General features: G+C 52.5%; 22 protein-coding genes. 6 read left to right on the top strand and 16 right to left on the bottom strand.

The features are described from left to right. The first annotated feature begins 16 nt into the window (after window positions 1-16). Together ACT3RU_RS15215 and ACT3RU_RS15210 are read left to right on the top strand one after the other, a co-directional pair. Window positions 17-2,416: a glycoside hydrolase family 31 protein gene (locus ACT3RU_RS15215; protein ID WP_483392856.1), complete on the top strand. Its 2,400-nt coding sequence runs from the start codon at window positions 17-19 to the stop codon at window positions 2,414-2,416. Window positions 2,417-2,596: 180 nt separating this feature from the next. Further along, window positions 2,597-3,355, top strand: a complete 759-nt coding sequence (locus ACT3RU_RS15210; protein ID WP_483392855.1) for an FCD domain-containing protein — start codon at window positions 2,597-2,599, stop codon at window positions 3,353-3,355. A 75-nt stretch (window positions 3,356-3,430) separates the two neighbouring features. Here ACT3RU_RS15210 and ACT3RU_RS15205 read toward each other — a convergent pair whose 3' ends face one another. The 10 genes from ACT3RU_RS15205 to ACT3RU_RS15160 all read right to left on the bottom strand — a co-directional run bounded on the left by ACT3RU_RS15205 (window position 3,431) and on the right by ACT3RU_RS15160 (window position 13,618). Further along, window positions 3,431-4,720, bottom strand: coding sequence for a TRAP transporter large permease (locus ACT3RU_RS15205; protein ID WP_483392854.1), 1,290 nt, complete (start codon window positions 4,718-4,720; stop codon window positions 3,431-3,433). Beyond that, complete coding sequence (locus tag ACT3RU_RS15200) at window positions 4,717-5,211, bottom strand: TRAP transporter small permease (protein ID WP_483392853.1); 495 nt, start codon at window positions 5,209-5,211, stop codon at window positions 4,717-4,719. The genes ACT3RU_RS15205 and ACT3RU_RS15200 overlap by 4 nt, the downstream gene beginning before the upstream one ends. Window positions 5,212-5,293: 82 nt before the next feature. Next, window positions 5,294-6,250 carry a C4-dicarboxylate TRAP transporter substrate-binding protein gene (locus tag ACT3RU_RS15195; protein ID WP_483392852.1) on the bottom strand — a complete coding sequence of 319 codons (957 nt, stop codon included), beginning with the start codon at window positions 6,248-6,250 and terminating at the stop codon, window positions 5,294-5,296. A gap of 93 nt (window positions 6,251-6,343) precedes the next feature. Then, entirely contained in the window at window positions 6,344-7,075 is a 732-nt protein-coding gene (locus tag ACT3RU_RS15190) for a GntR family transcriptional regulator (RefSeq protein WP_087109700.1), read from the bottom strand. 534 nt (window positions 7,076-7,609) lie between these two features. Further along, window positions 7,610-8,893, bottom strand: coding sequence for a TRAP transporter large permease (locus ACT3RU_RS15185; RefSeq protein ID WP_483392851.1), 1,284 nt, complete (start codon window positions 8,891-8,893; stop codon window positions 7,610-7,612). A 2-nt stretch (window positions 8,894-8,895) separates the two neighbouring features. Continuing rightward, window positions 8,896-9,477, bottom strand: coding sequence for a TRAP transporter small permease (locus ACT3RU_RS15180; RefSeq protein WP_087109622.1), 582 nt, complete (start codon window positions 9,475-9,477; stop codon window positions 8,896-8,898). Window positions 9,478-9,560: 83 nt separating this feature from the next. Beyond that, on the bottom strand, window positions 9,561-10,529 hold the full coding sequence (locus ACT3RU_RS15175) for a TRAP transporter substrate-binding protein (protein WP_483392850.1): 969 nt from the start codon (window positions 10,527-10,529) through the stop codon (window positions 9,561-9,563). Between the two features lie 81 nt (window positions 10,530-10,610). Next, complete coding sequence (locus ACT3RU_RS15170) at window positions 10,611-11,633, bottom strand: Zn-dependent oxidoreductase (protein ID WP_483392849.1); 1,023 nt, start codon at window positions 11,631-11,633, stop codon at window positions 10,611-10,613. A gap of 30 nt (window positions 11,634-11,663) precedes the next feature. Continuing rightward, window positions 11,664-12,875: a D-mannonate dehydratase ManD gene (gene manD / locus ACT3RU_RS15165; RefSeq protein WP_192526269.1), complete on the bottom strand. Its 1,212-nt coding sequence runs from the start codon at window positions 12,873-12,875 to the stop codon at window positions 11,664-11,666. Further along, window positions 12,872-13,618, bottom strand: a complete 747-nt coding sequence (locus ACT3RU_RS15160) for a GntR family transcriptional regulator (protein ID WP_483392848.1) — start codon at window positions 13,616-13,618, stop codon at window positions 12,872-12,874. Before ACT3RU_RS15160 ends, manD begins: the two co-directional genes overlap by 4 nt. A gap of 115 nt (window positions 13,619-13,733) precedes the next feature. On the opposite strand from ACT3RU_RS15160, the gene ACT3RU_RS15155 reads away from it, so the two are divergent. From ACT3RU_RS15155 to ACT3RU_RS15140, 4 genes are all read left to right on the top strand, one after another. Continuing rightward, window positions 13,734-14,909 (top strand): alpha-hydroxy acid oxidase, encoded by a 1,176-nt coding sequence (locus ACT3RU_RS15155; RefSeq protein ID WP_483392847.1) that lies wholly within the window; start codon window positions 13,734-13,736, stop codon window positions 14,907-14,909. A 491-nt stretch (window positions 14,910-15,400) separates the two neighbouring features. Continuing rightward, window positions 15,401-15,625: a four-helix bundle copper-binding protein gene (locus ACT3RU_RS15150; RefSeq protein ID WP_353744593.1), complete on the top strand. Its 225-nt coding sequence runs from the start codon at window positions 15,401-15,403 to the stop codon at window positions 15,623-15,625. A 202-nt stretch (window positions 15,626-15,827) separates the two neighbouring features. Further along, window positions 15,828-16,508, top strand: a complete 681-nt coding sequence (locus tag ACT3RU_RS15145) for a transporter substrate-binding domain-containing protein (RefSeq protein WP_483392846.1) — start codon at window positions 15,828-15,830, stop codon at window positions 16,506-16,508. Continuing rightward, complete coding sequence (locus tag ACT3RU_RS15140; RefSeq protein ID WP_483392845.1) at window positions 16,505-17,482, top strand: cation diffusion facilitator family transporter; 978 nt, start codon at window positions 16,505-16,507, stop codon at window positions 17,480-17,482. Before ACT3RU_RS15145 ends, ACT3RU_RS15140 begins: the two co-directional genes overlap by 4 nt. A gap of 135 nt (window positions 17,483-17,617) precedes the next feature. Here ACT3RU_RS15140 and hmpA read toward each other — a convergent pair whose 3' ends face one another. The 6 genes from hmpA to ACT3RU_RS15110 all read right to left on the bottom strand — a co-directional run bounded on the left by hmpA (window position 17,618) and on the right by ACT3RU_RS15110 (window position 23,696). Then, window positions 17,618-18,787: an NO-inducible flavohemoprotein gene (gene hmpA / locus ACT3RU_RS15135; protein ID WP_087109640.1), complete on the bottom strand. Its 1,170-nt coding sequence runs from the start codon at window positions 18,785-18,787 to the stop codon at window positions 17,618-17,620. A gap of 295 nt (window positions 18,788-19,082) precedes the next feature. Continuing rightward, window positions 19,083-19,574, bottom strand: a complete 492-nt coding sequence (locus tag ACT3RU_RS15130) for a CreA family protein (protein ID WP_444621986.1) — start codon at window positions 19,572-19,574, stop codon at window positions 19,083-19,085. A 129-nt stretch (window positions 19,575-19,703) separates the two neighbouring features. Next, window positions 19,704-19,943 carry a DUF333 domain-containing protein gene (locus ACT3RU_RS15125; RefSeq protein WP_444621985.1) on the bottom strand — a complete coding sequence of 80 codons (240 nt, stop codon included), beginning with the start codon at window positions 19,941-19,943 and terminating at the stop codon, window positions 19,704-19,706. 126 nt (window positions 19,944-20,069) lie between these two features. After that, window positions 20,070-20,975 (bottom strand): hydroxymethylglutaryl-CoA lyase, encoded by a 906-nt coding sequence (locus tag ACT3RU_RS15120; RefSeq protein WP_444621984.1) that lies wholly within the window; start codon window positions 20,973-20,975, stop codon window positions 20,070-20,072. A gap of 9 nt (window positions 20,976-20,984) precedes the next feature. Beyond that, window positions 20,985-22,244 (bottom strand): hydroxymethylglutaryl-CoA reductase, degradative, encoded by a 1,260-nt coding sequence (locus ACT3RU_RS15115; protein WP_483392844.1) that lies wholly within the window; start codon window positions 22,242-22,244, stop codon window positions 20,985-20,987. A 99-nt stretch (window positions 22,245-22,343) separates the two neighbouring features. Then, entirely contained in the window at window positions 22,344-23,696 is a 1,353-nt protein-coding gene (locus ACT3RU_RS15110; protein WP_444621982.1) for a tripartite tricarboxylate transporter permease, read from the bottom strand. Window position 23,697 lies beyond the last annotated feature (1 nt).

Genomic DNA, 23,697 nt, shown 5'->3' with positions numbered 1-23,697 from the left:
TCAAGGATTGACCTGGATGAATATTCAAGAGCGCTTTCGCTTTCACTTAGCCAAGACTCAGCAAAACCATCTCATCTTTGCATCAAGGGATGAAGACGTGAAGGCTCACTTCTTTATCCTTGAGGAGGGCATATTTCGCGTACTTTTTGAAAAACAAACAGGACTTGAGGTTGGTAAGACCTGGAGTATTGCGCCAGGCCAAGACGATCTTCCTCATCGTGGCCGAGACAGGTTCAGTACCGAGCACTTTAGTTTGCCGGGCTACACGCTATCTGAGGATGAACAGAGCTTTGCAATCCAAACTCGCCAGTTAAAAGCCGTCATTCAAAAGGAAGGTTTTCGAATTGACTGGTATCACACCACTCATGGCCAGTGGCAGCTGTTCGCTCAGGATAGACAGACCCAAGCATATAACTTCAATGGCGAATTAGGCCAGGAACTCAAGCACTACCTGAAAAGAGATATTCAGGAGCAGTATTACGGTTTGGGTGAGCGAACCGGGCACCTAAACCATCATCACCGCCGCTATCGTAATATTACAATCGATGCGATGGGTTATGATGCCGAACATTCGGATCCACTGTATAAACACATTCCTTTTTATATTACCCGCAAGCCGGAACAAGCGTTCTCCTACGGTCTTTTCTATGACAACTTAGCGCCTGGCTACTTTGATATGGGCCGTGAGCTTGATAACTATCATGGCCTTTATCGTTACTTTGAAGCCGAATCCGGTGACCTGGATTACTACATGATCGCCGGTCCTCATATGCGCGATGTAGTAACCACTTATACCTGGATGACGGGTAATACGGCCCTGCCACCCAAATGGAGCATCGGTTACTCAGGCTCAACCATGAGCTACACCGATGCTCCCAATGCACAAGAGCAGGTGTGGGAGTTTATTGAGCAGTGTGAAAAGCACGACATTCTCTGCGATTCATTTCAGCTCTCGTCGGGTTATACCTCCATCGATGGCAAGCGCTACGTCTTCAACTGGAATACGCAGAAATTTCCCGATGCTAAAAAGCTCTCGGCAGACTTCAAGCGCAAAGGTATCCGTCTTGCCGCCAATATAAAACCGGCGCTTCTCACGGAGCATCCACAGTACGCAAAACTGGAGTCGCTTGGCTATTTTCTAAAAGATGAAAGCGGTAATACAGAGCTTGCGCAGTTCTGGGATGGTGGGGGCGCACATGTCGACTTCACAAATGAGGGCGCCTATAACTGGTGGAAAGAGGAAGTAACCCGGCAGTTGCTTGAGTATGGTATCGAGACGACCTGGAACGACAACAACGAGTATGAGATTTGGAGTAAAGGCACTCAAGCAGACGGCTTTGGCGCTCGCCTTCCCTTTACACGCATTCGTGCGCTCTTCCCACTATTAATGATGAAGGCCTCTTTCGAAGCACAAACAACCTACGCTTCTGAAAAACGTCCTTTCCTCATTTCGCGCTCGGGCGCACCAGGCATGCATCGTTACGTGCAAACCTGGACCGGTGACAATCGCACCGAATGGAAAACCATCAAGTTTAATAACAAGACAGGTATTGGCTTGAGCCTTTCGGGCGTTTATAACTTCGGCCACGATGTAGGAGGCTTTGCTGGCCCTAAACCGGATTCAGAGCTTTTTATCCGCTGGGTGCAAAATGGCATCTTCCACCCTCGTTTTACCATTCACTCCTGGAACGAAGACGCAACAGTCAACGAGCCGTGGATGTATGACGAGGCCGTCGCCCCTATTCGTGAGCTGATAAAGCTACGCTCACGACTAACGCCCTATTGGTATAGCGCGTTTTACAAGGCCCATGTACATCACGAACCAATCCTCAAACCCACCTTCTTCGATTTTGAAGAGGACACGCGTACCTGGCTTGAGAACGACGACTTTTTAGTGGGCGAATCGTTGCTCGTTGCAAGCGTTGTTGAGCCCGGCGTCTCGACTCGTGATGTCTACGCGCCTGAACACCCAGGTGGCTGGTTCGATTTTTATACGGGCAGGTTCATCGCAGGCGGCACACAAGCCACGCTCGACGCACCTCATCATCAAACTCCTCTTCTCGTTAAAGCGGGCGCCATTATCCCCACCAACGAGGCTTCACGCACATTTGCCAATAAAGATGCGGACCAGCGCGGCTTTTTACTTTTCCCGCCACGGGGGGCAAATGGCATATCTCGGTACACCCATTATGAGGATGACGGCGAAACGAGCCATTGGCGCACCGCTCATGCCTTGGTAGAGCTTCACATGCATACTAGCGAAGATGCGATCCATGTAACGACAGACGTCATTTCTAATGGCTATCGCCTACCCTACGAATCAGCGATCTTCATACTGGCTACCGGCGACACCCGCACGCTGTACATAAACGGTGAAGAGAAGCCGAAGAGCAACGAGGTCACTGCCTCCCTATAGCAGGAGTTAAACGCTGGGATAAGAAGCAGGCTCTAAGAGAGTAAGTGCTCTTGAAAAGTGAAGCGAGGAAAGCCCCCTCGCTTCACTCACCGCGTTTAAGGAAAACCTGTGGGTACGAGCGCTAGTTACCGTTTGAACAGCCTTCTGGTCCGGCACTTTATTTAGCCTTGGAACACAAAAATGCAACTGCCTACTCCCAAACGCCTCTATCAAAAGACCGGGTTACAATTGAAAGAGCGCATCTTGTCTGGCCTTTACGGCGAGGGCAACCGGCTTCCCGCCGAGCGTGATATCGCAGAAGAGCTGGGCGTTAGCCGCACAGTGGTTCGCGAAGCGCTGATCATGCTGGAACTCCAAGGGCTAGTGGAGGTACGCAAGGGGTCAGGTATTTATGTGCTGTCGCCTCCCAAGGAGCCTATGCCCAGTAAAACCGAAGACGAGGATAACGCGCTCAGCGCCGGCCCTTTCGAAATGCTCCAGGCACGCCAGCTTATCGAAAGTCAGATTGCAGCGCTTGCGGCCACCCTAATTACCAAAAGCGATATACTGGAGCTGATGGAGATCAGCAAACAAGCACGCGATGAAGATCGCTATCAAGACTCAGAATGGGACAAACGCTTTCATTTGCAGATAGCCAAGTCGAGCCAAAATGCTGTTTTAGTCTACCTGGTCGAAAAGCTTTGGTATCAACGCGATAAAAACTTATTGTGGCAAAAACTCCATGATCGAATTGATAATCGCCAATCGTTGGATAGTTGGTGCGACGATCATGATGTTATTTTAAAAGCCCTAATTCGACGCGATGCGAGCGCCGCTCACCAAGCCATGTGGCAACATCTCGAAAATACGAAAGAGATGCTTTTTAAAGCCAGTACATTAGAGGAAGAAGACGAACTCGACTACTACCTCTTTGCCGACAAAGTGGTGTTAAAAGAATAGCGCCGAGTTATTACCCGGCGCTCGCCAACCCATCGTGTCTTGGCACTTTTACAACGCTAGCTCTTAAAAGTCGCTTCAGCCGAGCAATAGGTTAGGCAAAAATAAAACAATATTGGGGAAGAATATAATACAGGAGACGACTACGAAAACAGCTAATACATAAGGCAGTAGCTCTCTGCTGTAGTCATAAAAAGAGCAGCGTAAAATACCGCAAACCGTATACATCGAGATGCCTACAGGCGGCGTCATCCCCCCAAATGTCACAAGCGTCATCATCAAAAGCCCGAAATGAACGGGGTCCACGCCAGCAGCTTTAATAACAGGCACAAGAATAGGCGTTAGCAGCATCACTACAACGGTTGCTTCAAGCAGCATCCCCATACAAACCAGCAAAAATGCAAGTACAAACAATAAAGCGGTTTGGTTAGTAAAAACGCCCAAGGTAAGTTCCGCTATTGTTTGAGGCACACGCTCGAAAGACACCACATAACCGATAATGCCGGCAAACATGATAATCAGCATGACCATCCCAATGTCTCTTACGCTGGCACGCATGGCATTGAGCAACTCTTTAACACCCATTTCTCGATGAATTACGCAGCCGATGAAGAGCGCATAAGCAACCGCAAAAGCGCCCGCCTCGGAAGGCGTAAATAACCCATAGCGAATACCCACCAATAGCCAGACCGGAAACAGTATGGCCCAAATACTTTCTCGCAGCGCTTTTAGAAGCTCCTTGCCCTTCGGTAGATGAGACCTTACAGGCTGGTAGCCGCGATGCTTGGCCATGATATAAGTGGTGACCATAAACGCGACCATCAATAAAAAGCCAGGAACCAGTCCAGCGATAAATAGACGCCCGATGGAGACCTCTCCCAGATATCCATACAAGATCAGACCAATACTAGGCGGGATCGTCGCGGTAATGAGACCGCCTATAGAAAGCACGGCACCCGAAAAGCCAGCAGAGTACCCCCCTTTAATCATGCTTTTTCCCAGGACGCGCGACTGCATAGCGGCATCGGCTACCGCGGATCCAGACACACCGCCCATCAAGGTACTCAATACGATGCTCGCCTGGGCCAAGCCGCCACTCATCCACCCCGCTAAGAGTGTCGAAAGGTGGACCAGCCGAGGGGTTATACCGCTGGCATTCATCAAGTGCCCGATAAAAATAAACAGCGGTACGGCTAATAGCGGAAACGACTGAGTGGACGAAACAACACGCTGTACAGCAATACTGGTTGGCAGGAATGTCTCCGGCAGTAAAAAATATGAAAATCCAGCAATGCCGATCGCAAAAGCCACCGGCATGCCTATCGCCATAAGCAACAACCCAAACCCCAATAATAAAGCGGCCGTCATAGTGTTTCCTCCACCGCGTTATCGTCGTCTGCGACCAGGCTTGCGATAATCCCTATCGCTGTTATACGACGCAGCAGCGTTATTATCATTAAGACAGCACCAATCGGCAGCGCCAACGTGATATAGCCATAACTTAACCCGGCAACACCCATAGGCCTTTGCCAGTTTGAAGTAGCTAAAATAAAACCATACCAGGCAAGCAGCACGAGAAATAGCAACATCATACCCAAGCACAAACTGGTAATAATTAACTGTAATTTGGCGGGAAGACGAATAACCAACGCATCTATTCTCACCTGCCCCCCCTGGCGCAACGTGATATCCGCACCCAATACAGCAGTCCAAATGAACAAAAACTGCGCAAGTTCAGCGCCACCAGCGAAAGGCTGGCCTACAGCTCTAGCAGTTGAGCTAACTAACATCGAAAGAGAGGTGCCCCCTAAAAGCGATATAGCCAGCCACTCTTCGCCCTTGTCGTACCAGCGCCACATATTGAATCCTTCCTACTAAGGGCATACGGAAAACTGATTTCAGCGGTAAAGCGCCCTTACCTTAGCGGTAAGGGCTTTCACGCTACTCTTGACTGAATAGTTGATCGCGATACTGGTCGTAGCCCAGCTCTTCGTACACACCGCCCACTCTTTCACGAAACAGTTCCGCGTCGACCTCTGTAAAAGTAACGCCCTCAGACTCCATACGCTCTTGTACGGCGGCCTGAGCTTCGGCTATGGCGATACTTGCCTCATTCCCTGCGCTTAAAAGCTCTTCATCGAGGATAATGCGCAACTCTTCCGGTAGGGATTGAAACCACTGCTCAGACGTTGCGATGCCGGTCATTAAATGAATGTGGTTCGTAAGTGCTACATGGGTTATTACCTCATGCAAATTTTGCCCCTCTGCCGCAGTTAGCTGCGCCTCTGCCCCATCAATAGAGCCTAACTGTAGGGCTGAATAAACTTCTGACCAAGGCAGCGGTGTTGCCGTTGCTCCCATCGCTTCGATGGTTTTGACCCATACGGGAGAGTTGATTGTGCGTATGCGTACACCGCTCAGATCTTCTGGCGCGTTGATCTCGTTCTGGGTCAACATTTGGCGAGATCCTTGAAACCAGTTGTAGTTAAGCAGGCGAAGACCACTTTGATCCGCCAGGCTTTCTACCCAATCGCTATAAAGCGCAGAGGAGGTGATTTGATCATAATCTCTATGGTCTTCGACGAGATAAGGGGCACTCAAAATACCCAGCTCAGGCTGATATTCGGACAAGCGGCCTGCATCAATCAAGATAGCGATATTGGCGCCGCTGCGAATCTGCTCAACAACATCTTCGTCTGACCCTAGCTGACTATTAGGAAAAATCTGGATAGCCAACTCACCATTAGAGCGCTCTTCTATTTTCTCTTTTGCCGCATCCAGTGCTTGGGCAATAGGGTCTTGCGGGCTTAGCGCAATTGATAAGTTTAGCTGGTAGTTGGCATATGCAGAGCTACTGGCTAGTACCAACGCTATGGGAAGTAATGTTTTAAGCTTCATTTTCATCTCCTTAATCTATCGTTTGTTATTGATGTTGTATTACTGAGTTGTAGAAATTAGCTCTACGCCCCGCTTGACTCCATAACGTATGTTTTAACCAACATGGCGCGTTATGGGAGTAGCTGTTTCTTCAAACATGTCGTGAAACCGGTGTTCAAGTTCTGGTAAAGATTGGAGTATTTCACGTTGGTGAAGGCTCATCGCCTTTGCTGCACCAGGCGCGTCTGCTTCAGCAATGGCGTTTACGATTGATTGATGTTGATCAGCGAGTTTTGCGATAGGCGTGGAATCAGGAATGCTTAGGTAGCGCACTCTATCTAACTGCGCTTTAGCATTTTCGATAACGCTCCACGCCATGGCTTGTCCGGTAGAAAACGCAAGTCTTCGATGAAACATTTCGTCCAAAATAAAGAAGCGATCATGATCTTGTCTTTCGATACAACTTTTTTGGCGCAAGACAAGTTCATTCAATTCCATTATGTCAGCGGCGGGAAGTTGTGCTTTTGCAGCTTCTAGAACAATTGCCACTTCTACTGCTTCACGTATAAAGCGCGCTTCCAGCACTGCGCGTCGGGAGATCTTGACCACATAGGTGCCTCGCTGCGGTCGGACCTCGACAAGCCCCGCTTCCGAAAGACGAATAAACGTTTCGCGCACCGGTTGACGACTGATTGAAAAAGTACTCGCTACTTCTTTTTCAGACAGCGCTTTGCCCGGTGCCAATACCATTTTGATAATGGACTGGCGAAGGACATGATAAAGACGATAACGAATCGATTCCGTCTCCGGTATATCCTGCCATAGCGCTTGTAGCGTGGTACTCATATCGCTCATTTAAAAAGACGCCTGAGGTGAGTCGTTAAAAACATCAACTGATACAACTAGTATGGCAGCATGGCAAAAAACGTAAGCCCTGCATTCTATACTTTGGTAGCGCCTTCCAAATCGACCTTAAACTAAACGTTGTACTTACAACACAAGCAACTGAATAATATATGTTTTTTATTTAGCCAAATTTTAGCTCGGCATTTAAAAACCACCGTTTCAACACTGATTTCGAGACTATAATGGCAATAATGAATCGTGCTATTTACTGAAGCCATAACAGAGAATGTACTTTTTTTGCGATTTTCCAAGCATCTAGCGGCCTGCTTAAACAGCTCAGCGCGCTATGAGCAATAATTAAAATCACAGCTCATCAGAAAATCAGCCCCTTCTCTCACACGCCACAGCAGCGTAGCGCCGATGCAATGATGGTGGTGTTCAACATAAAAAAGCCTGCCGGGTGCTGAAAAGCGCCCGGCAGGCTTGTACACAACATGAGACGGGTTGTCGCTTTAACACATTAAACAGTTAAAGCTAGTTACTCCCCATCAGCAGATTAGGCAGCCAGAGTGAAATAGCCGGCACGTAGGTCACCAGCATCAGTACTGCCAGGTTGCATAGCAGGAAAGGTACAATCGCACGCGCCACTGAGAGCATGGGCAGCTTACCGATGCCAGCGACGACAAACAGACACACCCCGACCGGTGGCGTGGTCAGGCCTATCATCAGGTTGAGCACGGCAATGACGGCAAAGTGCACTGGGTCCACACCCACACCGGTGGCCACGCCTACGAGGGCCGGGAATAGAATGATCAGCGCGGCGATGGTTTCCATGAAGGCGCCGACAAACAGCAGAATCAGGTTCAGAATCAGTAGTACGATCAGCGGATTTTCGCTGATGGAGAGAATCAGCGCAGCGATCATTTGAGGGATCTGCTCACTGGTCAGAATCCAACCGAACAGGTTGGCCAGGCCCACCATCAACAAAAGCGCTGACGAGGTCAAAACGGTATCGACCAGAATACCCGGCAGTTTGCGCCAGGTAAGCCCCTTGTAGACGTACATACCTACCACCAAGGCGTAAAGACTGGCCACAATCGAGGCTTCGGTGGGCGTAAAGAAGCCGCCGATGATGCCGTAGAGAATAATCACGGTCATCAATAGCGCCCAAAACACCGTCTTGGCTTCGCGCAGAAGCTGCAGGACCGGCACGCGCTTCTCTTTGGGGTAGCCTCGACGAACGGCCAGAATGTACACCGTCAACATCATGGCCAAGCCCATTAAAAGACCGGGCACCGCACCTGCCAGGAACATCCGCCCCACAGAAATACCGCTTAACGAACCGGCAATGATCATCGGCACACTGGGCGGAATGATCGGCCCGACGGTAGACGAGGCGGCCGTAACAGCGGCGGCAAATGGCTTGTCATAGCCCGAGCGCGCCATGCCCGGAATCATGACCGAGCCGATACTCGCGGAGTCTGCCACGGCGGTGCCCGAAATACCGCCAAAAATCATTGAGCCGCCCACGTTGGCAAGGCCTAGCCCGCCGCGAATATGGCCAAGCAGCGCGTTGGAGAAGCGTACGATATGTTCGGTGATATTGCCCACGTTCATCAAGTTACCGGCCAGCACAAAGCCTGGAATACACAGTAGAACGAAGGTGTCGATACCCGCGTACATACGCTGGGGCACAATAGTGAGCGAAATGCCCTCCAGCAATAGATACGATACAGAGGCGATACCCAGAGCAAACGCGATGGGCATGCCCACCACGAGAAGTATCAGAAAAACACTAAACAGAATAATAACTTCCATGCTTACGACTCCTGTTCACGGGTGGCAGAGGGACGACACATTGCGATAATTCCCTCAAGACACCCCAGCACGCTATAAGCCAGGAGTAGCGCAAAGGTGACTACCGTTGAGAAAAAGATATACAGCATGGGAATCCGCAGCGTTGGCGAGGTCTGCCAGGTACCGTTCTGGGCATACTGCCAGGCATAGGGCAGCACCAGAAACGCAAATACACCAATCATCAAGCAGATCAGCGCCTGAAACGCGGCTTTCACGCGAGGGCCAAGCATATGATGGAACAGCTCGACACTGATATTGCGATGCTGGCGCATCACCACACCGACCGAGAGCGCCACCATGTAAATAAACAGATAGCGCGAGAGCTCTTCTGTCCAGGCAATGGAGAACGGCAGAAATAGCCGAGAACTCACCTGCAACAACACCGTGCCCGCAATAGCGACCAGTGCAAGCACAGCCAGGGTTAGAAAACAGGTATCCACCCAGCCAATCAAACGTCCAATAGGACCTTGCAGCCTGGGTACCACCGACATCGAATCCAAACTCTCCAACGCTTCTTGCTCAAGCGCTTTTTGATCCGAGCTCATAAACGTATCCTCATGGGATAAACCACTCTTGCAGATAGACGATGGGCTGGCGCACGGCCAGCCCATCCTCATTACTTACCGACTTACAGGCCTTGAATAGCGTCGAAAATCTCACGCTGTTCAGGAGTCAATGCTTCGAGTACCGCTGGGCGGGCCGCTTCAGCGAAGGCATCGACATCCACCTCAACGAACTCCATGCCGCGCTCTTGCAGCGCCTGCTCAAGACGCGTTTGGTCTTCGACAAACAGCTCTGACTCATACGCCTGCATGGTTTGTGCAGCATCACGTACAACCTGCTGAAGATCTTCAGGCATGTTTTCCAACTGGTTACGGCCAATCACAACGTAGATCCAGCTGCGCACATGACCGGTCATGTTGACGTAGTCCTGCACCTCGTTGAAGCTGGCGCTTTCGATCAGGCTAAGCGGATTTTCCTGACCTTCCAGCGTGTTCTGCTGAAGTGCGGTGAACACTTCACTGAACGCCATGGGAGTTGGGCGTGCACCCATCGCCTGCCAGGTATCTACGAAAAGCGGCACGTTAGGCACGCGCAGGCGTAGGTCGTCCAACTCTTCTGGCGTGCGGATCGGACGGTTGGAGGTCAGCTCGCGAGGGCCACGCTCAAACCAGGCCAAGGGCACCAGGTTGGTACGCTCTGTGATCTGCTCTTCAATCTCGGTGCCAATCTCACCGTTAACGGCTGCGTGCAGATGCTCGGAGTCGCGGAAGGCATAAGGCACGGCCATCATGGCCGCCTTGGGCGCCCAGTTTTGCAGGCTCTCGCCGGTAATCGTCATGTCTGCCGTGCCCAACTGAATGCTGTTGATCACGTCCATTTCATTACCCAACTGCTCGCTGGGGTAAAGGCGAACTTCAACACGGCCGTCAGAGTTGGCTTCAACTTCTTCCTTGAACTTCTCAGCCGCCTGGTGCCAGATGTTCTGCTCGTTGGCCAAATGGCCAAAGCGTAGCGTGTAGTCGGCGGCAAGCGCAGATTGCGCACTGAGAAGAACCGTTCCAAGTACCGCACTGGTTAATAGCTTCTTGATCATTTTTATCGCTCCTGCACTTTGCATTGTTGATTGTTAGTGCGCGTAGTTAATGTGAATGGTTGATATGAGTGGGCGTGGGCGTTAAGCACTGACTTGAATCAGTACTTTACGGGCTTCTTCAGGACGGTGGTCAAGCATATCGATGGCACCAGGCATATCGCTCAGCGGTAACCGATGGCTAACCAGCGCCAACGGGTCCAGCTTGCCACTTGCCATTAGCGCCAGCACCTCCGGAAACTTACGATTATTAAGCCGTGAGCCGACCAGTGTCAGCTCTTTTTTGATCACTTCAAGCTGCACCAGATCGCTTGGCTGAACGCTGAACCCGAGCAGGCCAATACGGCCCGCGGGCGATGCCAGCCGCAGCATCTGAGGAAGCAGCGCCGGCACACATGCAGCGTCGGCAATCAGCGGTACGCCTTCACCTTGGGTTAGGGCCAGCACCTCTTTCTCGACGTCCTGCTCACGGCTGTTGAGAACGTGCGTGGCGCCAAGCGCTTTAGCAGCCTCCAGGCGCTCATTGATAACATCGGTAACGATGATCTCCTCAATGCCCAAGGCCCGGGCCATCTGCAGGATCGTCATGCCAATCACACCTGCGCCCAATATCAGCAGCCGATCACCGGGGTGCGGCTGCATGCGGTCCAGCACGTTGGCGGCAATGGTGTAGGGCTCTACCAGGGCAGCGGCGTCCAGGCTGATATGATCCGGCAGCTTGTGAACATTCGCTGCGGGCACCGCCACGAACTCTTCAAAACCGCCGTTACGGTGTACGCCAATTACCTCAAGGGCGCCGCACACGTTGGGGCGGCCAATGCGGCACGGGTAGCAGGTGCCGCAACTAATCACCGGGTCAACGCAGACGCGATCACCCACGGCTACACCCGTTACGCCTTCGCCTACCGCGTCAATAACGCCCGCAAATTCGTGGCCCGTGATACGCGGAAAGCGCACAAAGGCGTTATCGCCGTGGATAATATGCATATCCGAACCGCAGATACCGGCAAACGCTACGCGTACCCGTACTTCGCCTGCGGCGGCGGTGGGTACTTCAACATCGGCGACCTGGTAGTCATGGGGCGCCTTGACCTGAAATGCTTTCATGGATGCAAAACTCCTTATCCGTTCTTTAGGTCACCAATGCCAAAGAGTGCCATCTTCCAACCGGTTAACCGGCAGGCTGGCACGCTTATAGGGGTATTGCTTGGCAAGCTCTTCGTCGATATCCACGCCATGCCCAGGCGTTTCGCCAACGATAAAGTGGCCATCCTCAAACCGATAATCGTGAGGAAACACCTCGTCAGTCGCGCTGGTATGCGGCATGTACTCCTGAATACCAAAGTTAGGCACCCAGGTATCAAAGTGAATAGCCGACCCCAGGCACACCGGAGATAGATCGGTCGGCCCATGGAAACCGGTACGTACGTGGTAAAGACCCGCCAAATCAGCAATACGGCGCACGTGAGTGATGCCACCAGCGTGAGTCAACGTGGCACGAATATAGTCGATCCACTGGTTTTCGATCAGCGCTTTGGCGTCATGAATGCTATTGAATACCTCACCTACTGCTAGCGGTGTGGTGGTGTGCTGACGTATAAGGCCAAACGCTTCCTGGTTTTCAGCCGGTACGCAGTCCTCAAGCCAGAAAAGATGATAAGGCTCAACTTCCTTGCCCAAGCGGGCTGCTTCAATGGGCGTTAGGCGGTGGTGAACATCGTGCAGAATATGCAGATCATCACCAAAGCGCTCACGTACAGCGGCAAACAGTTTGGGCACATGGTTCAAGTACTTGCTGGTACTCCATACGTGCTCGGCGGGTAAATCGGCATCCGCAGGCTCGTAGGGCTCGCCGTCTTTCTTGGCAACCCCATAAATACTTGCGATACCCGGCACACCGGCCTGCACACGCACGGCTTTATAGCCTTCGTCTACATGGCGGGCGACCTCTTCAAGGCACGAATCGATATCGCGCCCTGTGGCGTGGCCATACACCATCACGCGGTCGCGGCTCTTGCCGCCCAGCAGTTGGTAAAGCGGCATACCCGCGAGTTTCGCTTTGATATCCCAAAGGGCCATGTCGACAGCGGCAATCGCGCTCATGGTAACCGGGCCACGGCGCCAGTAAGCGCCGCGATACAGATAATGCCAAATGTCTTCGATGCGCTGAGGGTCACGGCCAATCAAGGCCGGGATTACATGCTCATCCAAATAGGCGACCACGGCCATTTCCCGACCGTTTAGCGTGGCATCTCCGATACCGTAGGTACCCTGGTCGGTAACGATTTTTAAGGTAACGAAATTGCGCCCCGGCGAGGTGACGATGGTATAGGCGTGTTCGATTTTCATGGGGTTGCCTCCTCAATGAGGGATACCGTTTCCTGAGTATCGAACATCTCGGGAAACCGCTGTACTAGATCGGGAAGTGAAACAAAAATTTCACGCAAATGGCGCCGCATGGATTGCTCGGCAAGCGCTACGTCGCGGGCTTCAATAGCCGCCATAATATCGGCGTGCTGTTCAATCAAACGGGCAATCGGTGTGGTGTCAGGAACGCTTAAGTAGCGCACACGATCCAGTTGTGCCCTCACCTCTTCGATAACCTTCCAGGCGGCCTGTTGCCCAACGCCCAGTGACAGCGTTTTGTGAAAACGCTCATCAAGACGGTAGAAACGAATGGTGTCGTGCGGCTCAATACAGCGGCGCTGGCGCTCCAGCAAGTCGTGTAACTCGGTGAGCACTTCGTCGGGAAGCCCTTTGACCGTTGCCTGACGTACTACGGCTACCTCAACCGCCTCACGTACAAAGCGCGCTTCAAGCACTGCTCGCTGAGATATTTTGACCACATAAGTGCCACGCTGTGGCCGGACTTCGATCAGCCCTGCTTCAGAAAGACGGATAAAGGCCTCGCGCACTGGCTGGCGGCTGACCGAAAAAGCGTCCGCCACTTCTTTTTCAGACAGCGCTCGGCCAGGTTCCAACACCATTTGAATAATCGACTGGCGCAGTACCTGGTAAAGACGCTGACGAACCGATTCGGTCTCCGACGTCTCCTGCCATAGCACTTGTAGCGTGGTGTTTGTGTCACTCATCTGCCGCCGCCTGGGTGAAGGGGCATGACGCCCTTATCTGATACAACTAGTATGGTAGTATGGCGAGATAAACAAAAGCCTAAACACCCTATACTTTGGTTGAAGGTAACTCACCATGAAACGCCAGCTTTACACGGGTTCAAATTATAAAAAATCAATAAATATCAATGATCTTGAGCGCATCGCAAGAAAAAGACTGCCGAACTTCGTGTTTGAATATGTTCATGGCGGAAGCGATGATGAACATACGCTGCATCATAATCGCACTGTGTTCGATCAATATCTGTTTGAACCCAGAACAATGACAAAGGTGGGTACGCGGGATTTAAGCACAACACTGTTTGACCGTTCTTACCAAATGCCAGTAGCGATTGGCCCAACAGGATTTAACGGCATGCTGACGCGTGATGGCGACCGAAAACTTGCCTATGCCGCCCGCGATGCGAATATCCCGTTTGTGCTGAGCAATGTCTCTACCACCGCCATGGAAGATATCCAGGCCATTGAAGGCTTGACGGCGTGGATGCAGCTTTACTTCTATCGTGACCGAGCCTTCGTAAAATCGCTTATCAAGCGCTGCCAGGACGCCCGTTTTGAAGCCATTGTGATCACTACGGATAGCGCCATTTACGGCAACCGTGAGTGGGACGTGCGCAATTTCCGGCGGCCCATGAAACCCACCTTCGCCAACCTGGCACACATGATGACCAAGCCTCGCTGGATGCTGGATGTGTTGCTGCCCGGTCTGCCCACCTTTAAAAACCTGGATGAGCTTCTGCCACCGGAAAAGCGTGGCGCACAAGGCGCATCGCAAATTATCGGCGCGCAGTTGGACCCGTCGCTTAACTGGGAAGACATTGCCTGGTTACGTGAGACGTGGCCGGGCAAGATAATTCTCAAAGGGATCCTGGCGCCGGAAGAAGCCGAACAGGCCGTAAAACTTGGCGTTGACGGTATAGTGCTTTCCAACCACGGTGGAAGGCAGCTCAATCACTCGCTCTCGCCCATGGATACCTTGGCCGACGTAAAAGCCTGCGTAGGGGAACGCTGCCATGTGTTTGTGGATAGCGGGTTTCGGCGCGGCACCGATATTATAAAAGCACTGGCGTTAGGCGCAGACGCCATTTGGCTTGGAAGAGCGACGCTTTACGGGCTTGCGGCGGGTGGCCAAGCGGGCGCAGCGCATGCGCTGAGCCTGCTGAGAGGAGAAGTAGACAGAACGTTAGGCTTGTTGGGTCACACCAATATTGAAGATTTAACCTCAGCGTGCCTGGTCAAACGACCACGTTGAATTACTTATGAAACCTCTGATTACCTATGAACGCAATTGCGTATGCTCAGCGCTTGCAATTGCGTTAAAAAAACCAGGTTACTGACACAACAACATTAACGATCCATACATAAAAACCCTCTCTATTACGCTATTGCCTGTCTTCTTCCATGCCGTATAAACCAAGCCAAAAACGTTAAGAGAAAAAGAGCAATTTGTGCTACAGGGTTTAAAAATTGTTAAAGATCCTCTTATCCTACGCAAAACACCCACTTAGATCCTATTATCAAATAATGGCTAGCATCATCAACTACTTATTAAGCGCAAATGCTTTTCCGGCTATTCTTCAAACTAATTCTTCAAACTAACTTAGTGTAAAGACACATATTCATAAAGGAGGTACTAACGTGAGCATACCGAAGTTTAAAGAGTGTATCGAAGCCTGCAATATATGTGCGATCTATTGCGATAACTGCGCGGCCTCCTGCCTTCAAGAATCCAACATTGAACACATGGCTGAATGTATTCGGTTAGATATTCAGTGTGCACAAATTTGCCGGTTGGCCGTCTCCTTTATGGCCCAGAATAGCGAATATGCTCAGGATGTCTGCCAGCTGTGTGCGGATATCTGTCAAAAGTGCGGTGATGAATGCGACCAACATGACGCAGAACATTGCCAAGAGTGCGCCCAGGCATGTCATCTGTGTGCCAGCCTATGTGCATCAATGGTGGCATAAAAAGGCAGCGCTGCTAAACCCAGCCATTAATTTGGAAAATAGCTGATTACGCCTAATGTATAAAGTGAGCAAGGCTTGAGCGATCCTATGCTCACTTTTTTTGTAAGCCTGATTAACGAGCGGTTATCTACATTCCCTTAACGGGAGCGGTTATACGATGCAAAGCAAGGACAGCTTTATATCATGCGTCTTTCGGACCAACATGCTGCTCATTTTTGCAGTTTTCGCTTTGGCAGGTTGCCGTTATCCGGTCAATATTGAACGCCCCATGACGGAGATGCAGGGCGGGGAGCTGAACGTTGGCCTTTCCGAGAACCCGCCTTGGGTCATACATACTGACCAAGGTCCGGCAGGGCTGGAAGTCGACATCATTCGCGCGCTTGCGGAAAATATGGATGCCACCGTTAACTGGCACTGGGATAGCGAAGGAAACCTGTTAGCGGCGCTCTCCCAATACCAGCTTGACCTGGTGGCCGGTGGACTTACTCAGGATTCAAATGTGAGTGCCCTCGCCACCCCCACCAAGGCCTACTATGAGAGCCGCTATTCAGTCGGGGTACCCAGAAACACTTCCTTACCCAGCCATCTTGAAGGTGTGGAGGTAGCCATTCCTGTCGTTAACCATATCGCCCATGCGCTTAAAAAAGAGGGCGCGATTCCCCTTCCCACCCCCGACCTTGATGCACTAAACCAAGCGGTTGCCAACCCCTCCTGGTGGCTTCATGCGCACAACTATCAGGTTGGAGAGTGGGAAATCGCGACCGACCAGCATGTTATGGCGCTACCCAAAGGAGAAAATGCTTGGATGCTGGCCGTACAGCGCCATTTAAATAGCTACCCCGGTATTGAACAACGCCTTCAACACCTGGAGGCTGAACAATGAAAATACGCAAGCTTTATCACCTGCCTCCAGAGAAGCAGCAAGATCTCGACTATCTGATCCGCCTTGAGTGGTGGAATTTAGCGTTTCGTCTTTCCATTGTAGCGATACTGGGTACGGTATTGGGTAACAGCCAGGCAATGAAAGTCGCATGGCTGGAAGACATGCTTTCGCTCATTCCGCCTATCACTTTCTTGCTGGCCGCCCGGTTTCGCAATCGCCCGCCTAATAAGACCTACCCTTATGGGTATCAACGCGCCACGATCATTGCCTTTTTATGCACCGCCACTGCACTAAGCGCGATGGGCCTGTTTTTACTAGGAGACTCGTTGCTAAAGCTTGCCCATCAGGAGCATCCCAGTATCGGCGCCATCACGCTGTTTGGTGAGACGATATGGATGGGCTGGGTGATGGTTGGCGTGCTTATCTACAGTGTCATTCCGCCGGTTATTATCGGGCGTTTACAGACCAAAGCCGCCGCCAAAGTGCATGAGAAAACCGTCTTTGCGGATGGTAAAATGAGCAAAGCTGACTGGATGACCGGGATGGCTGCCATTGTAGGCGTGCTGGGCGTAGGGGCCGGTTTTTGGTGGGCAGACGCGGTTGCTGCGGCCATTATTGCCCTGGACGTTACCAAGGATGGCATTACCAATTTAAAGGAAGCCATAGGCGACCTGCTTGATCGCCGCCCTCACTTTACGTCTCGCGAAAAGCCGGAGCACATGGAAGAAGCACTTGAAGCCGAGCTTTGCGCCATGCCTTGGGTAGCCGCCGCCTCGGTACGCTTACGTGAAGAAGGCCCAATCTTCAGCGGCGAGGCCTTTGTCACCCCGCATAGTAATGATGATTTGGCACAGCATCTGAAAGAAGCCTCTCAACACCTTAATAATTACGACTGGCGCATTTATGAAGTTGTCGTTACCGCATGGCCCAATGAAGAGCACATACCTTCCCCCGCCAATGCCACTCCTTCATAACTTCTTTTTCATGACCCTTTTTTCATACCCCCTGTTCCAGAACCGCTTTGGCCCAGCGGATTAACGATGTTCTAAACTCAAGGCCGCCTCTTTCGCATTCACCCACGGCGAAGGAGGCGGTTCAGTGCTCTTCGACTAAGCGATGTCTAACGCCTTCGCCGGGCCGAAGTGTTCGAAGTGGCGATGTGTCTCGGGCACGCCCAAGCGAGTCAGGCTTTCATCCACCGCACTCATAAAGCCATGAGGCCCGACAAAGTAACACCGCTCGCCGGATACGATATGTTTCGCCAAAAGCTCATCACTGATACGCCCCTGGTAGTCACCGCTGTCGTCCTGCTCAAATACGGTGACGACGCTTAACTGCTGGGGATAAGCGTGCGCCAATTCCTGTAGCGTGGTCGCAAAGGCACGGTGCTCAGCATCTATCGCGGCATGCAGATAAGCAACCTTACGGCCTTGCTGCAACGCCTCTTGAGCAATCGGCAGTAAGGGCGTTTGACCGATGCCGCCGCTGACCAACAAAAGAGGCTCATCGCCCGGCACGAGTGTCATCTCACCCGCTGGCGGCAGCAACTCAATCGTATCGCCTACGTTTAGATGGTCGTGAAAATAGCGGCTGGCAAGCCCGTGAGGTTCACGCTTGATAGAAAGGCGGTAAGAACGCCCATCCGGCATACCTGACAAGCTGTAATGGCGGTGTACCGGCTCGCCATCAATCATAAGCTTCACGCCGATATACTGGCCGGGCGTATAGTTTGCGACCGGGCCGCCATCTTCAGGCACCAGGATGAACGAGCGAATAACGCTACTCTCCTGCTGTATTTTTTCAATACGAAAGCGCCGCGTGCTGCGCCAGCCGCCAAGGCGCTGCTCGAACTCCTGATAGCGCTGCTCTTCAAGCTCGATCAACAAAGCGGCAAGCTCTTGGTACAACGCCCCCCAGGCATCCGCAACTTCAGGCGTCACCGCATCGCCCAGCACCTCACCGATAGCCTCCATCAGGCATTCCCCAACAATCGGGTACTGATGCGGCTGAATATCCAGCGAGATATGCTTGTTAACCACAGTTTCCATAATGTGGCGCGCCGTTTCAGGATTTTGGCGAACCTGCACATACGCCAGAATGGAACCTGCCAGCGCTCGTGGCTGCCCGCCATTTTGCTGATGCGTTTGGTTGAAAAGTGACTTCACCTCAGGATAGCGCTCAAACATTAACGGATAAAAGCGCTGGGTAATCGTATCGAGATGCTCAGCCACAACGGGGGCTGTAGCAGCAATGATCTGTTCTTGTGCCGGTGTGAGCATGGCGGCCTCTTCCCTATAGCTTAAAGATTCATTTTAAATGCACCTTTAAAATATCAGGTTTCGGCAAGCCATGGCATGAGCTGCGTCAATAAATCGCTTCTCACGGGGAAGAGTAAAGCATCTGTTTGTCGATATCGGTATAGGGTAACCAGGCTAACATAAGCCTTTTACGTCACATATTGGGCACAGAATTAGGCAATGCCCAGCGCCTTCCCCGCTCCAAACAGGATAGCGGTTTATAAAAGCGCGATCTTCAAGACTATTAGCTCATGGCTATTAACAGGGCTACTTTTTATCAGCGTGTGCCCGGCGTTAGATCGCCGTAATGCACAGCGGTAACCGCATTTTTTGGCGAGCCATCCACCAGCTTGGTGCTATAGGTCAGATACACAAAGGTTTGTGTTTCAGTATCATGCATGCGCACTACGCGCATATTCTTAAAGAGCACCGAGCGGCGCTGGGTGAACACCACCTCTTGCGGAACTATCTCATCGGGATTAAAAACAATCTCGCCCGTTTGCCGACAGGCCACGCTTGCTTCGCTGGCTTCTTCAGCAAGCCCAATCGCGCCTGAAATTCCGCCAATCTGGGAGTAGGAAATATAGCAGGAGATACCCTGCACTTTCGGGTCATCGAACCGCTCGACTTCAATGGTATTGTTTGGCCCCAGCATTCTGAACTCGGTGCGCACGCTACCAATATGCGCCTCCTGAGCTAATAACGTGGCAGGAAGTACAGCAAGTAAACCCGCCAACGATGCACTGGCGATACGGTTAGGCGACAACATGGGCAGTGTCCTTGAAAAAGCGACGAGGTAATAAGTAGGCGACGAGCATACCTGAGTGCGCCTATTCAGGGGAGCCGCATTAACCCTAATGCCGAAATGGGCCAGCACAGAGAACGCCCACCTTGTGTATCAGTCGTTTCTCAACCCTTCGGTTCGATACAGCATATTCACTTCAACGACACGGCCTTCAACTAAATGGCAGTAGTCACGTTGAGTACCGCCAGATTCACGACTGCGCACTTCCCCACCCTCACGTTCGCAGTATTCAACGGCATAGCGGTGTGCTTCTTGTGCACCATCCGCCGTACCTTGCGTTGAACACCCAGCCAGTGCAATGGCTATCAAAACCAACAGGCCATAACGAGCCATTCGCGCCTCCCTTTGCGTCAATGTGTTGAACAGCGTTCATTGGCGTCGGCGTCCAAGAACGCCTGCGCCTGGTTCACTATAGTCAATATTCTGGCTTTCCTGGGCCAAGGGAGAACAGCCAAGCCGTTACATCCCCGCTGCCATCAAGGCGCTGCCCGCGCGTGACCGGTTAGGGGCGTTGATCGCTTGCGTGATCCAATCCCCCGTTCTTGCTAGCGCGTTTAAATTGATGCCTGACGCAATACCCAAACCTTCAAGCATATACACCACATCTTCGCTGGCCACATTGCCAGAAGCCCCTTTGGCATAGGGGCAGCCACCCAAACCGGCGACGGAGCTATCAATAACGCTTACTCCCTCTTCCAGCACCGCATAGAGATTAGCAAGTGCTTGGCCGTAGGTATCATGAAAGTGAGCGGCCAGATTATTCACCGGGACTTGGGCGGCAACAGCTGCCAGCATACGCTTGGCTTTGGATGGCGTGCCGGTGCCAATCGTATCGCCCAGCGATACCTCATAGCAGCCCATCTGGTATAGCGCCTTGGCCACCCGCGCCACCTGTAAAGGCTCGATCTCTCCCTCATAAGGGCAGCCAAGCACGCAGGAAACATACCCCCGCACGCGCAGCCCGGCCTGGCGCGCACGGTCGACCACCTGTTCAAAGCGCTCGAGCGACTCGGCGATAGAGCAGTTTATGTTCTTTTGCGAGAAGGCTTCGCTCGCTGCACCAAATACAGCGACCTCTTCAACACCACACTCAATCGCCGCTTCCAGGCCTTTCAGGTTAGGCGTCAAGGCTGAATAGACAACGCCGGGGCGCGGCTCAACGCCCTGCATTATTTCCCTGTGGTCGGCCATTTGCGGCACCCAGCGGGGCGACACAAAGCTCGTCGCTTCGATATTGGCACAGCCCGCCTCCACCAAGCGCTTGATAAACGCAAGTTTCAGATGAGTCGGCACGCGCGCCTGTTCATTTTGCAAACCGTCGCGCGGGCCGACCTCGACCAGACGCACAGAGGATGGCAAAGTCATGTCTTCTCCTTATCCGTGACGCAACTGTTCAAGAAGCTGTTGGGCGATATCCACACGCACCTTACCGCCATCCACAAGCAGCGCCGCTATCCGGTCAACTTCCTCATTTTCGGCCCCGGCCATCACTGCAATATTCTTGGCGTGCAGCGCCATATGGCCTTTCTGAATACCTGTGGTTGCCAGCGCCTTCATGGCGGCAAAATTTTGCGCCAACCCTACTGCGACGATAATACGCGCCAAGCGATCCGCTGTTTTTACACCCAGAATATCCAGGCAATGCCGAGCACTGGGGTGCGAGCGAGTAGCACCGCCCACCAGGCCTACCGGCATGGGCATTTCCAGGGTACCGGTCAGGTTCCCTCCGCTATCAGCCTCCCAATGTGTCAAGGAACGGTAGCGCCCGGTACGCGCGGCGTAGGCATGCGCGCCCGCTTCCACCGCACGGGTATCGTTACCGGTTGCCAGCACGACAGCACTCACCCCGTTCATGATGCCTTTGTTGTGGGTGGCTGCCCGATAAGGGTCCTGATCAGCAAAGCGATACGCATTAAGCATGCTGTCACGTACCGACTCGCCGCCAAGGTCTTCGAGTTTCCAGGTAGCACGCGCACGCGCAATGCGCCGATCCGCAAGGTTGGAAAGAATACGCAGGCAACTACGTCCACCACTCCACTGTGCCAGAGAAGGTGCGACGGCTTCCGCCATCGAGTTGACGGCATTAGCGCCCATGGCGTCACGCACATCCACCAGCAGATGCACGATCAGCATGTTGTCGAGCACGCGCACTTCCAGCTCGCGAAAACCGCCCCCGTGCTGCAGCAACACCGGGTCGGTTGCATCGCAAATGCTTTTTACCTGCTCAAACTCGGAAAGCAGCCGGAGGCGCGCAAACTCAGGATTGGGCACATCCAGTAATTGCACCTGTGCAATCATGATGGGTTCTGACGTATCGGTATAAAACCCGCCCGAGGCGCGACACTGCCTGGCCGCATTACACACGGCAGCGACCACGGAGGACTCCTCGGTCGCCATGGGCACCAGCTGTTCCTCGCCATCAATGACCAGATTGGTAGCAACCCCGATGGGCAGGTTCAGCGTACCGATGACGTTCTCGATCATGGCATCGGCAGTGGCTGACGAAATATTGCCCGTATCGGAAAAATGCGCGCGAACCTCGTTGCCAAGCCCGGCTATTTCAATGACTTTATCAAGCCGCTCGCTGGGGGAAAGCTGATAAAAACCGGGAATGCGTGATGTGCTGTGTGCCATTGATAATGCCTCTGATCAATTGAGGTTGAATAAGTAAATGTGCCTGAAGCAGGCGGTTTACCAAGACGCTGCATATGCTTCAGGCATGGACCAAGCGTATTAAGCAAGCAGCCCTAAAATCCAGGGTGCGGCATATAGCGTCATGAACTGCACACCGTAGTTGACGCCCCACCGGTTGAGCAGGCCCGCCATCAGTGCCAACACCATCACGCCCAAAATGCCCATTACGCCAGCATCCATATAGGCGAGCAGCATGACCAGCGAGAAGAACATCGCCAGAAACGCTTCGTGGGGAATGTGCTTGAAGACAAAGATGCAGATACGCCGCGCGTACCGAACCGCAATCGGGTAGGTAATCAGCAAAGCGACACCGGCGCCCAAAATGCTGGCGATGGTAATTTCAGAAAAACTCATCAAGTGGTGAGCGTTCTGCTCAAGCGTCAGCACCGGCGGTGCGTTGAAGAAGGCATTGCCCGGACCAATCGCCATGGGACTCATCGGAATGCCCAGCGCCGCCAGGGGAATCAAGATGCCCGCGATGTAAGAAGCATTGGTGACCGCATCCATTGAAGAGAGCGCTCGGCTGGCCTTATTGACCGTGCCCTTCACCCAACTCGACATTACTTCGCCCAGAAAGATCGTGATGCCCACTGGGCTCATGAAGAACGTAACCGATCCCAGCACCGAGCTTGCCGCGGCCGAGGCGGTTTCCTGGCGCGTCAGGATACGGAACGGATTGGGTAGCTGCCCTTTGTCATCGTCACCGTAGATATGGATCTGCTTGGGCTCAGACTCCGCCATTTTATGGCGCTCACTGTTGACCGTAAGCTGCGCCAGATTAAACATCATCGGGCCAATGGTGATGCCCAAAAAGAACGAAATGAATACCGTCTGCCCTTCTGGAATGACGCCCATCCCCCAATACAGGTGCCGTAACCCCTGAATCAGAGCCGCCAACAGCACAATACTGATCAGACTGATGACTTTCTCCTTGCTCATCAGCGCCAGAAATACGGCACCACCAAAGAAAATCTGGCTAGCGTACTGGCCAAGCACATCGGCTAGCGGCGTTAACAGAAAGGCGAGGAACAGGCTGATGGGTATCGCGACGAGCGTACCAATGACCGAACCGGACGCCATTTTACGAATCGCCAGGGTGGCGTGCCCTTCCCGCTTTAGAATCAGGGCGTGTTCGACCATAGGGGCCGACATCACCCCGCCCGGTATACCGGCTACCGAAACGGGGATGGAGTCGGTCAGCTTCTTGGCAACGATTGCCGCCATAAAGAAAGCCAGCACCACGGGAAGCGGTATACCTGCGACCACCAGCGCCAAGGTTACCGGGGCCAGTACGGCGGTTTCATCAGTACCCGGCGCAACGCCGATAGCGGTATAAACGATGACGGCAATGATCGCAGCCGCCAGCATTTGAAGTAATAAGACGGGATCCATT

The sequence above is a fragment of the Halomonas sp. TP35 genome (genome assembly GCF_052375975.1).
GTDB classification, from domain to species: Bacteria; Pseudomonadota; Gammaproteobacteria; order Pseudomonadales; family Halomonadaceae; genus Vreelandella; species Vreelandella citrativorans.
This window is presented reverse-complemented; position numbering and strand designations above follow the sequence as displayed.

Bases quoted from the DNA above. Each gene is read 5' to 3' on its own strand.
- ACT3RU_RS15120 (WP_444621984.1), bottom strand. From the start codon at position 20,975: ATGACTTTGCCATCCTCTGTGCGTCTGGTCGAGGTCGGCCCGCGCGAC.
- ACT3RU_RS15150 (WP_353744593.1), top strand. From the start codon at position 15,401: ATGGCTGAATGTATTCGGTTAGATATTCAGTGTGCACAAATTTGCCGG.
- ACT3RU_RS15110 (WP_444621982.1), bottom strand. From the start codon at position 23,696: ATGGATCCCGTCTTATTACTTCAAATGCTGGCGGCTGCGATCATTGCC.
- ACT3RU_RS15125 (WP_444621985.1), bottom strand. From the start codon at position 19,943: ATGGCTCGTTATGGCCTGTTGGTTTTGATAGCCATTGCACTGGCTGGG.
- ACT3RU_RS15175 (WP_483392850.1), bottom strand. From the start codon at position 10,529: ATGATCAAGAAGCTATTAACCAGTGCGGTACTTGGAACGGTTCTTCTC.
- ACT3RU_RS15180 (WP_087109622.1), bottom strand. From the start codon at position 9,477: ATGAGCTCGGATCAAAAAGCGCTTGAGCAAGAAGCGTTGGAGAGTTTG.
- ACT3RU_RS15200 (WP_483392853.1), bottom strand. From the start codon at position 5,211: ATGTGGCGCTGGTACGACAAGGGCGAAGAGTGGCTGGCTATATCGCTT.
- ACT3RU_RS15160 (WP_483392848.1), bottom strand. From the start codon at position 13,618: ATGAGTGACACAAACACCACGCTACAAGTGCTATGGCAGGAGACGTCG.
- ACT3RU_RS15115 (WP_483392844.1), bottom strand. From the start codon at position 22,244: ATGGCACACAGCACATCACGCATTCCCGGTTTTTATCAGCTTTCCCCC.
- ACT3RU_RS15190 (WP_087109700.1), bottom strand. From the start codon at position 7,075: ATGAGTACCACGCTACAAGCGCTATGGCAGGATATACCGGAGACGGAA.
- ACT3RU_RS15140 (WP_483392845.1), top strand. From the start codon at position 16,505: ATGAAAATACGCAAGCTTTATCACCTGCCTCCAGAGAAGCAGCAAGAT.
- ACT3RU_RS15155 (WP_483392847.1), top strand. From the start codon at position 13,734: ATGAAACGCCAGCTTTACACGGGTTCAAATTATAAAAAATCAATAAAT.
- ACT3RU_RS15130 (WP_444621986.1), bottom strand. From the start codon at position 19,574: ATGTTGTCGCCTAACCGTATCGCCAGTGCATCGTTGGCGGGTTTACTT.
- ACT3RU_RS15215 (WP_483392856.1), top strand. From the start codon at position 17: ATGAATATTCAAGAGCGCTTTCGCTTTCACTTAGCCAAGACTCAGCAA.
- ACT3RU_RS15170 (WP_483392849.1), bottom strand. From the start codon at position 11,633: ATGAAAGCATTTCAGGTCAAGGCGCCCCATGACTACCAGGTCGCCGAT.
- ACT3RU_RS15195 (WP_483392852.1), bottom strand. From the start codon at position 6,250: ATGAAGCTTAAAACATTACTTCCCATAGCGTTGGTACTAGCCAGTAGC.
- ACT3RU_RS15205 (WP_483392854.1), bottom strand. From the start codon at position 4,720: ATGACGGCCGCTTTATTATTGGGGTTTGGGTTGTTGCTTATGGCGATA.
- ACT3RU_RS15185 (WP_483392851.1), bottom strand. From the start codon at position 8,893: ATGGAAGTTATTATTCTGTTTAGTGTTTTTCTGATACTTCTCGTGGTG.
- hmpA (WP_087109640.1), bottom strand. From the start codon at position 18,787: ATGCTCACACCGGCACAAGAACAGATCATTGCTGCTACAGCCCCCGTT.
- ACT3RU_RS15210 (WP_483392855.1), top strand. From the start codon at position 2,597: ATGCAACTGCCTACTCCCAAACGCCTCTATCAAAAGACCGGGTTACAA.
- ACT3RU_RS15145 (WP_483392846.1), top strand. From the start codon at position 15,828: ATGCTGCTCATTTTTGCAGTTTTCGCTTTGGCAGGTTGCCGTTATCCG.
- manD (WP_192526269.1), bottom strand. From the start codon at position 12,875: ATGAAAATCGAACACGCCTATACCATCGTCACCTCGCCGGGGCGCAAT.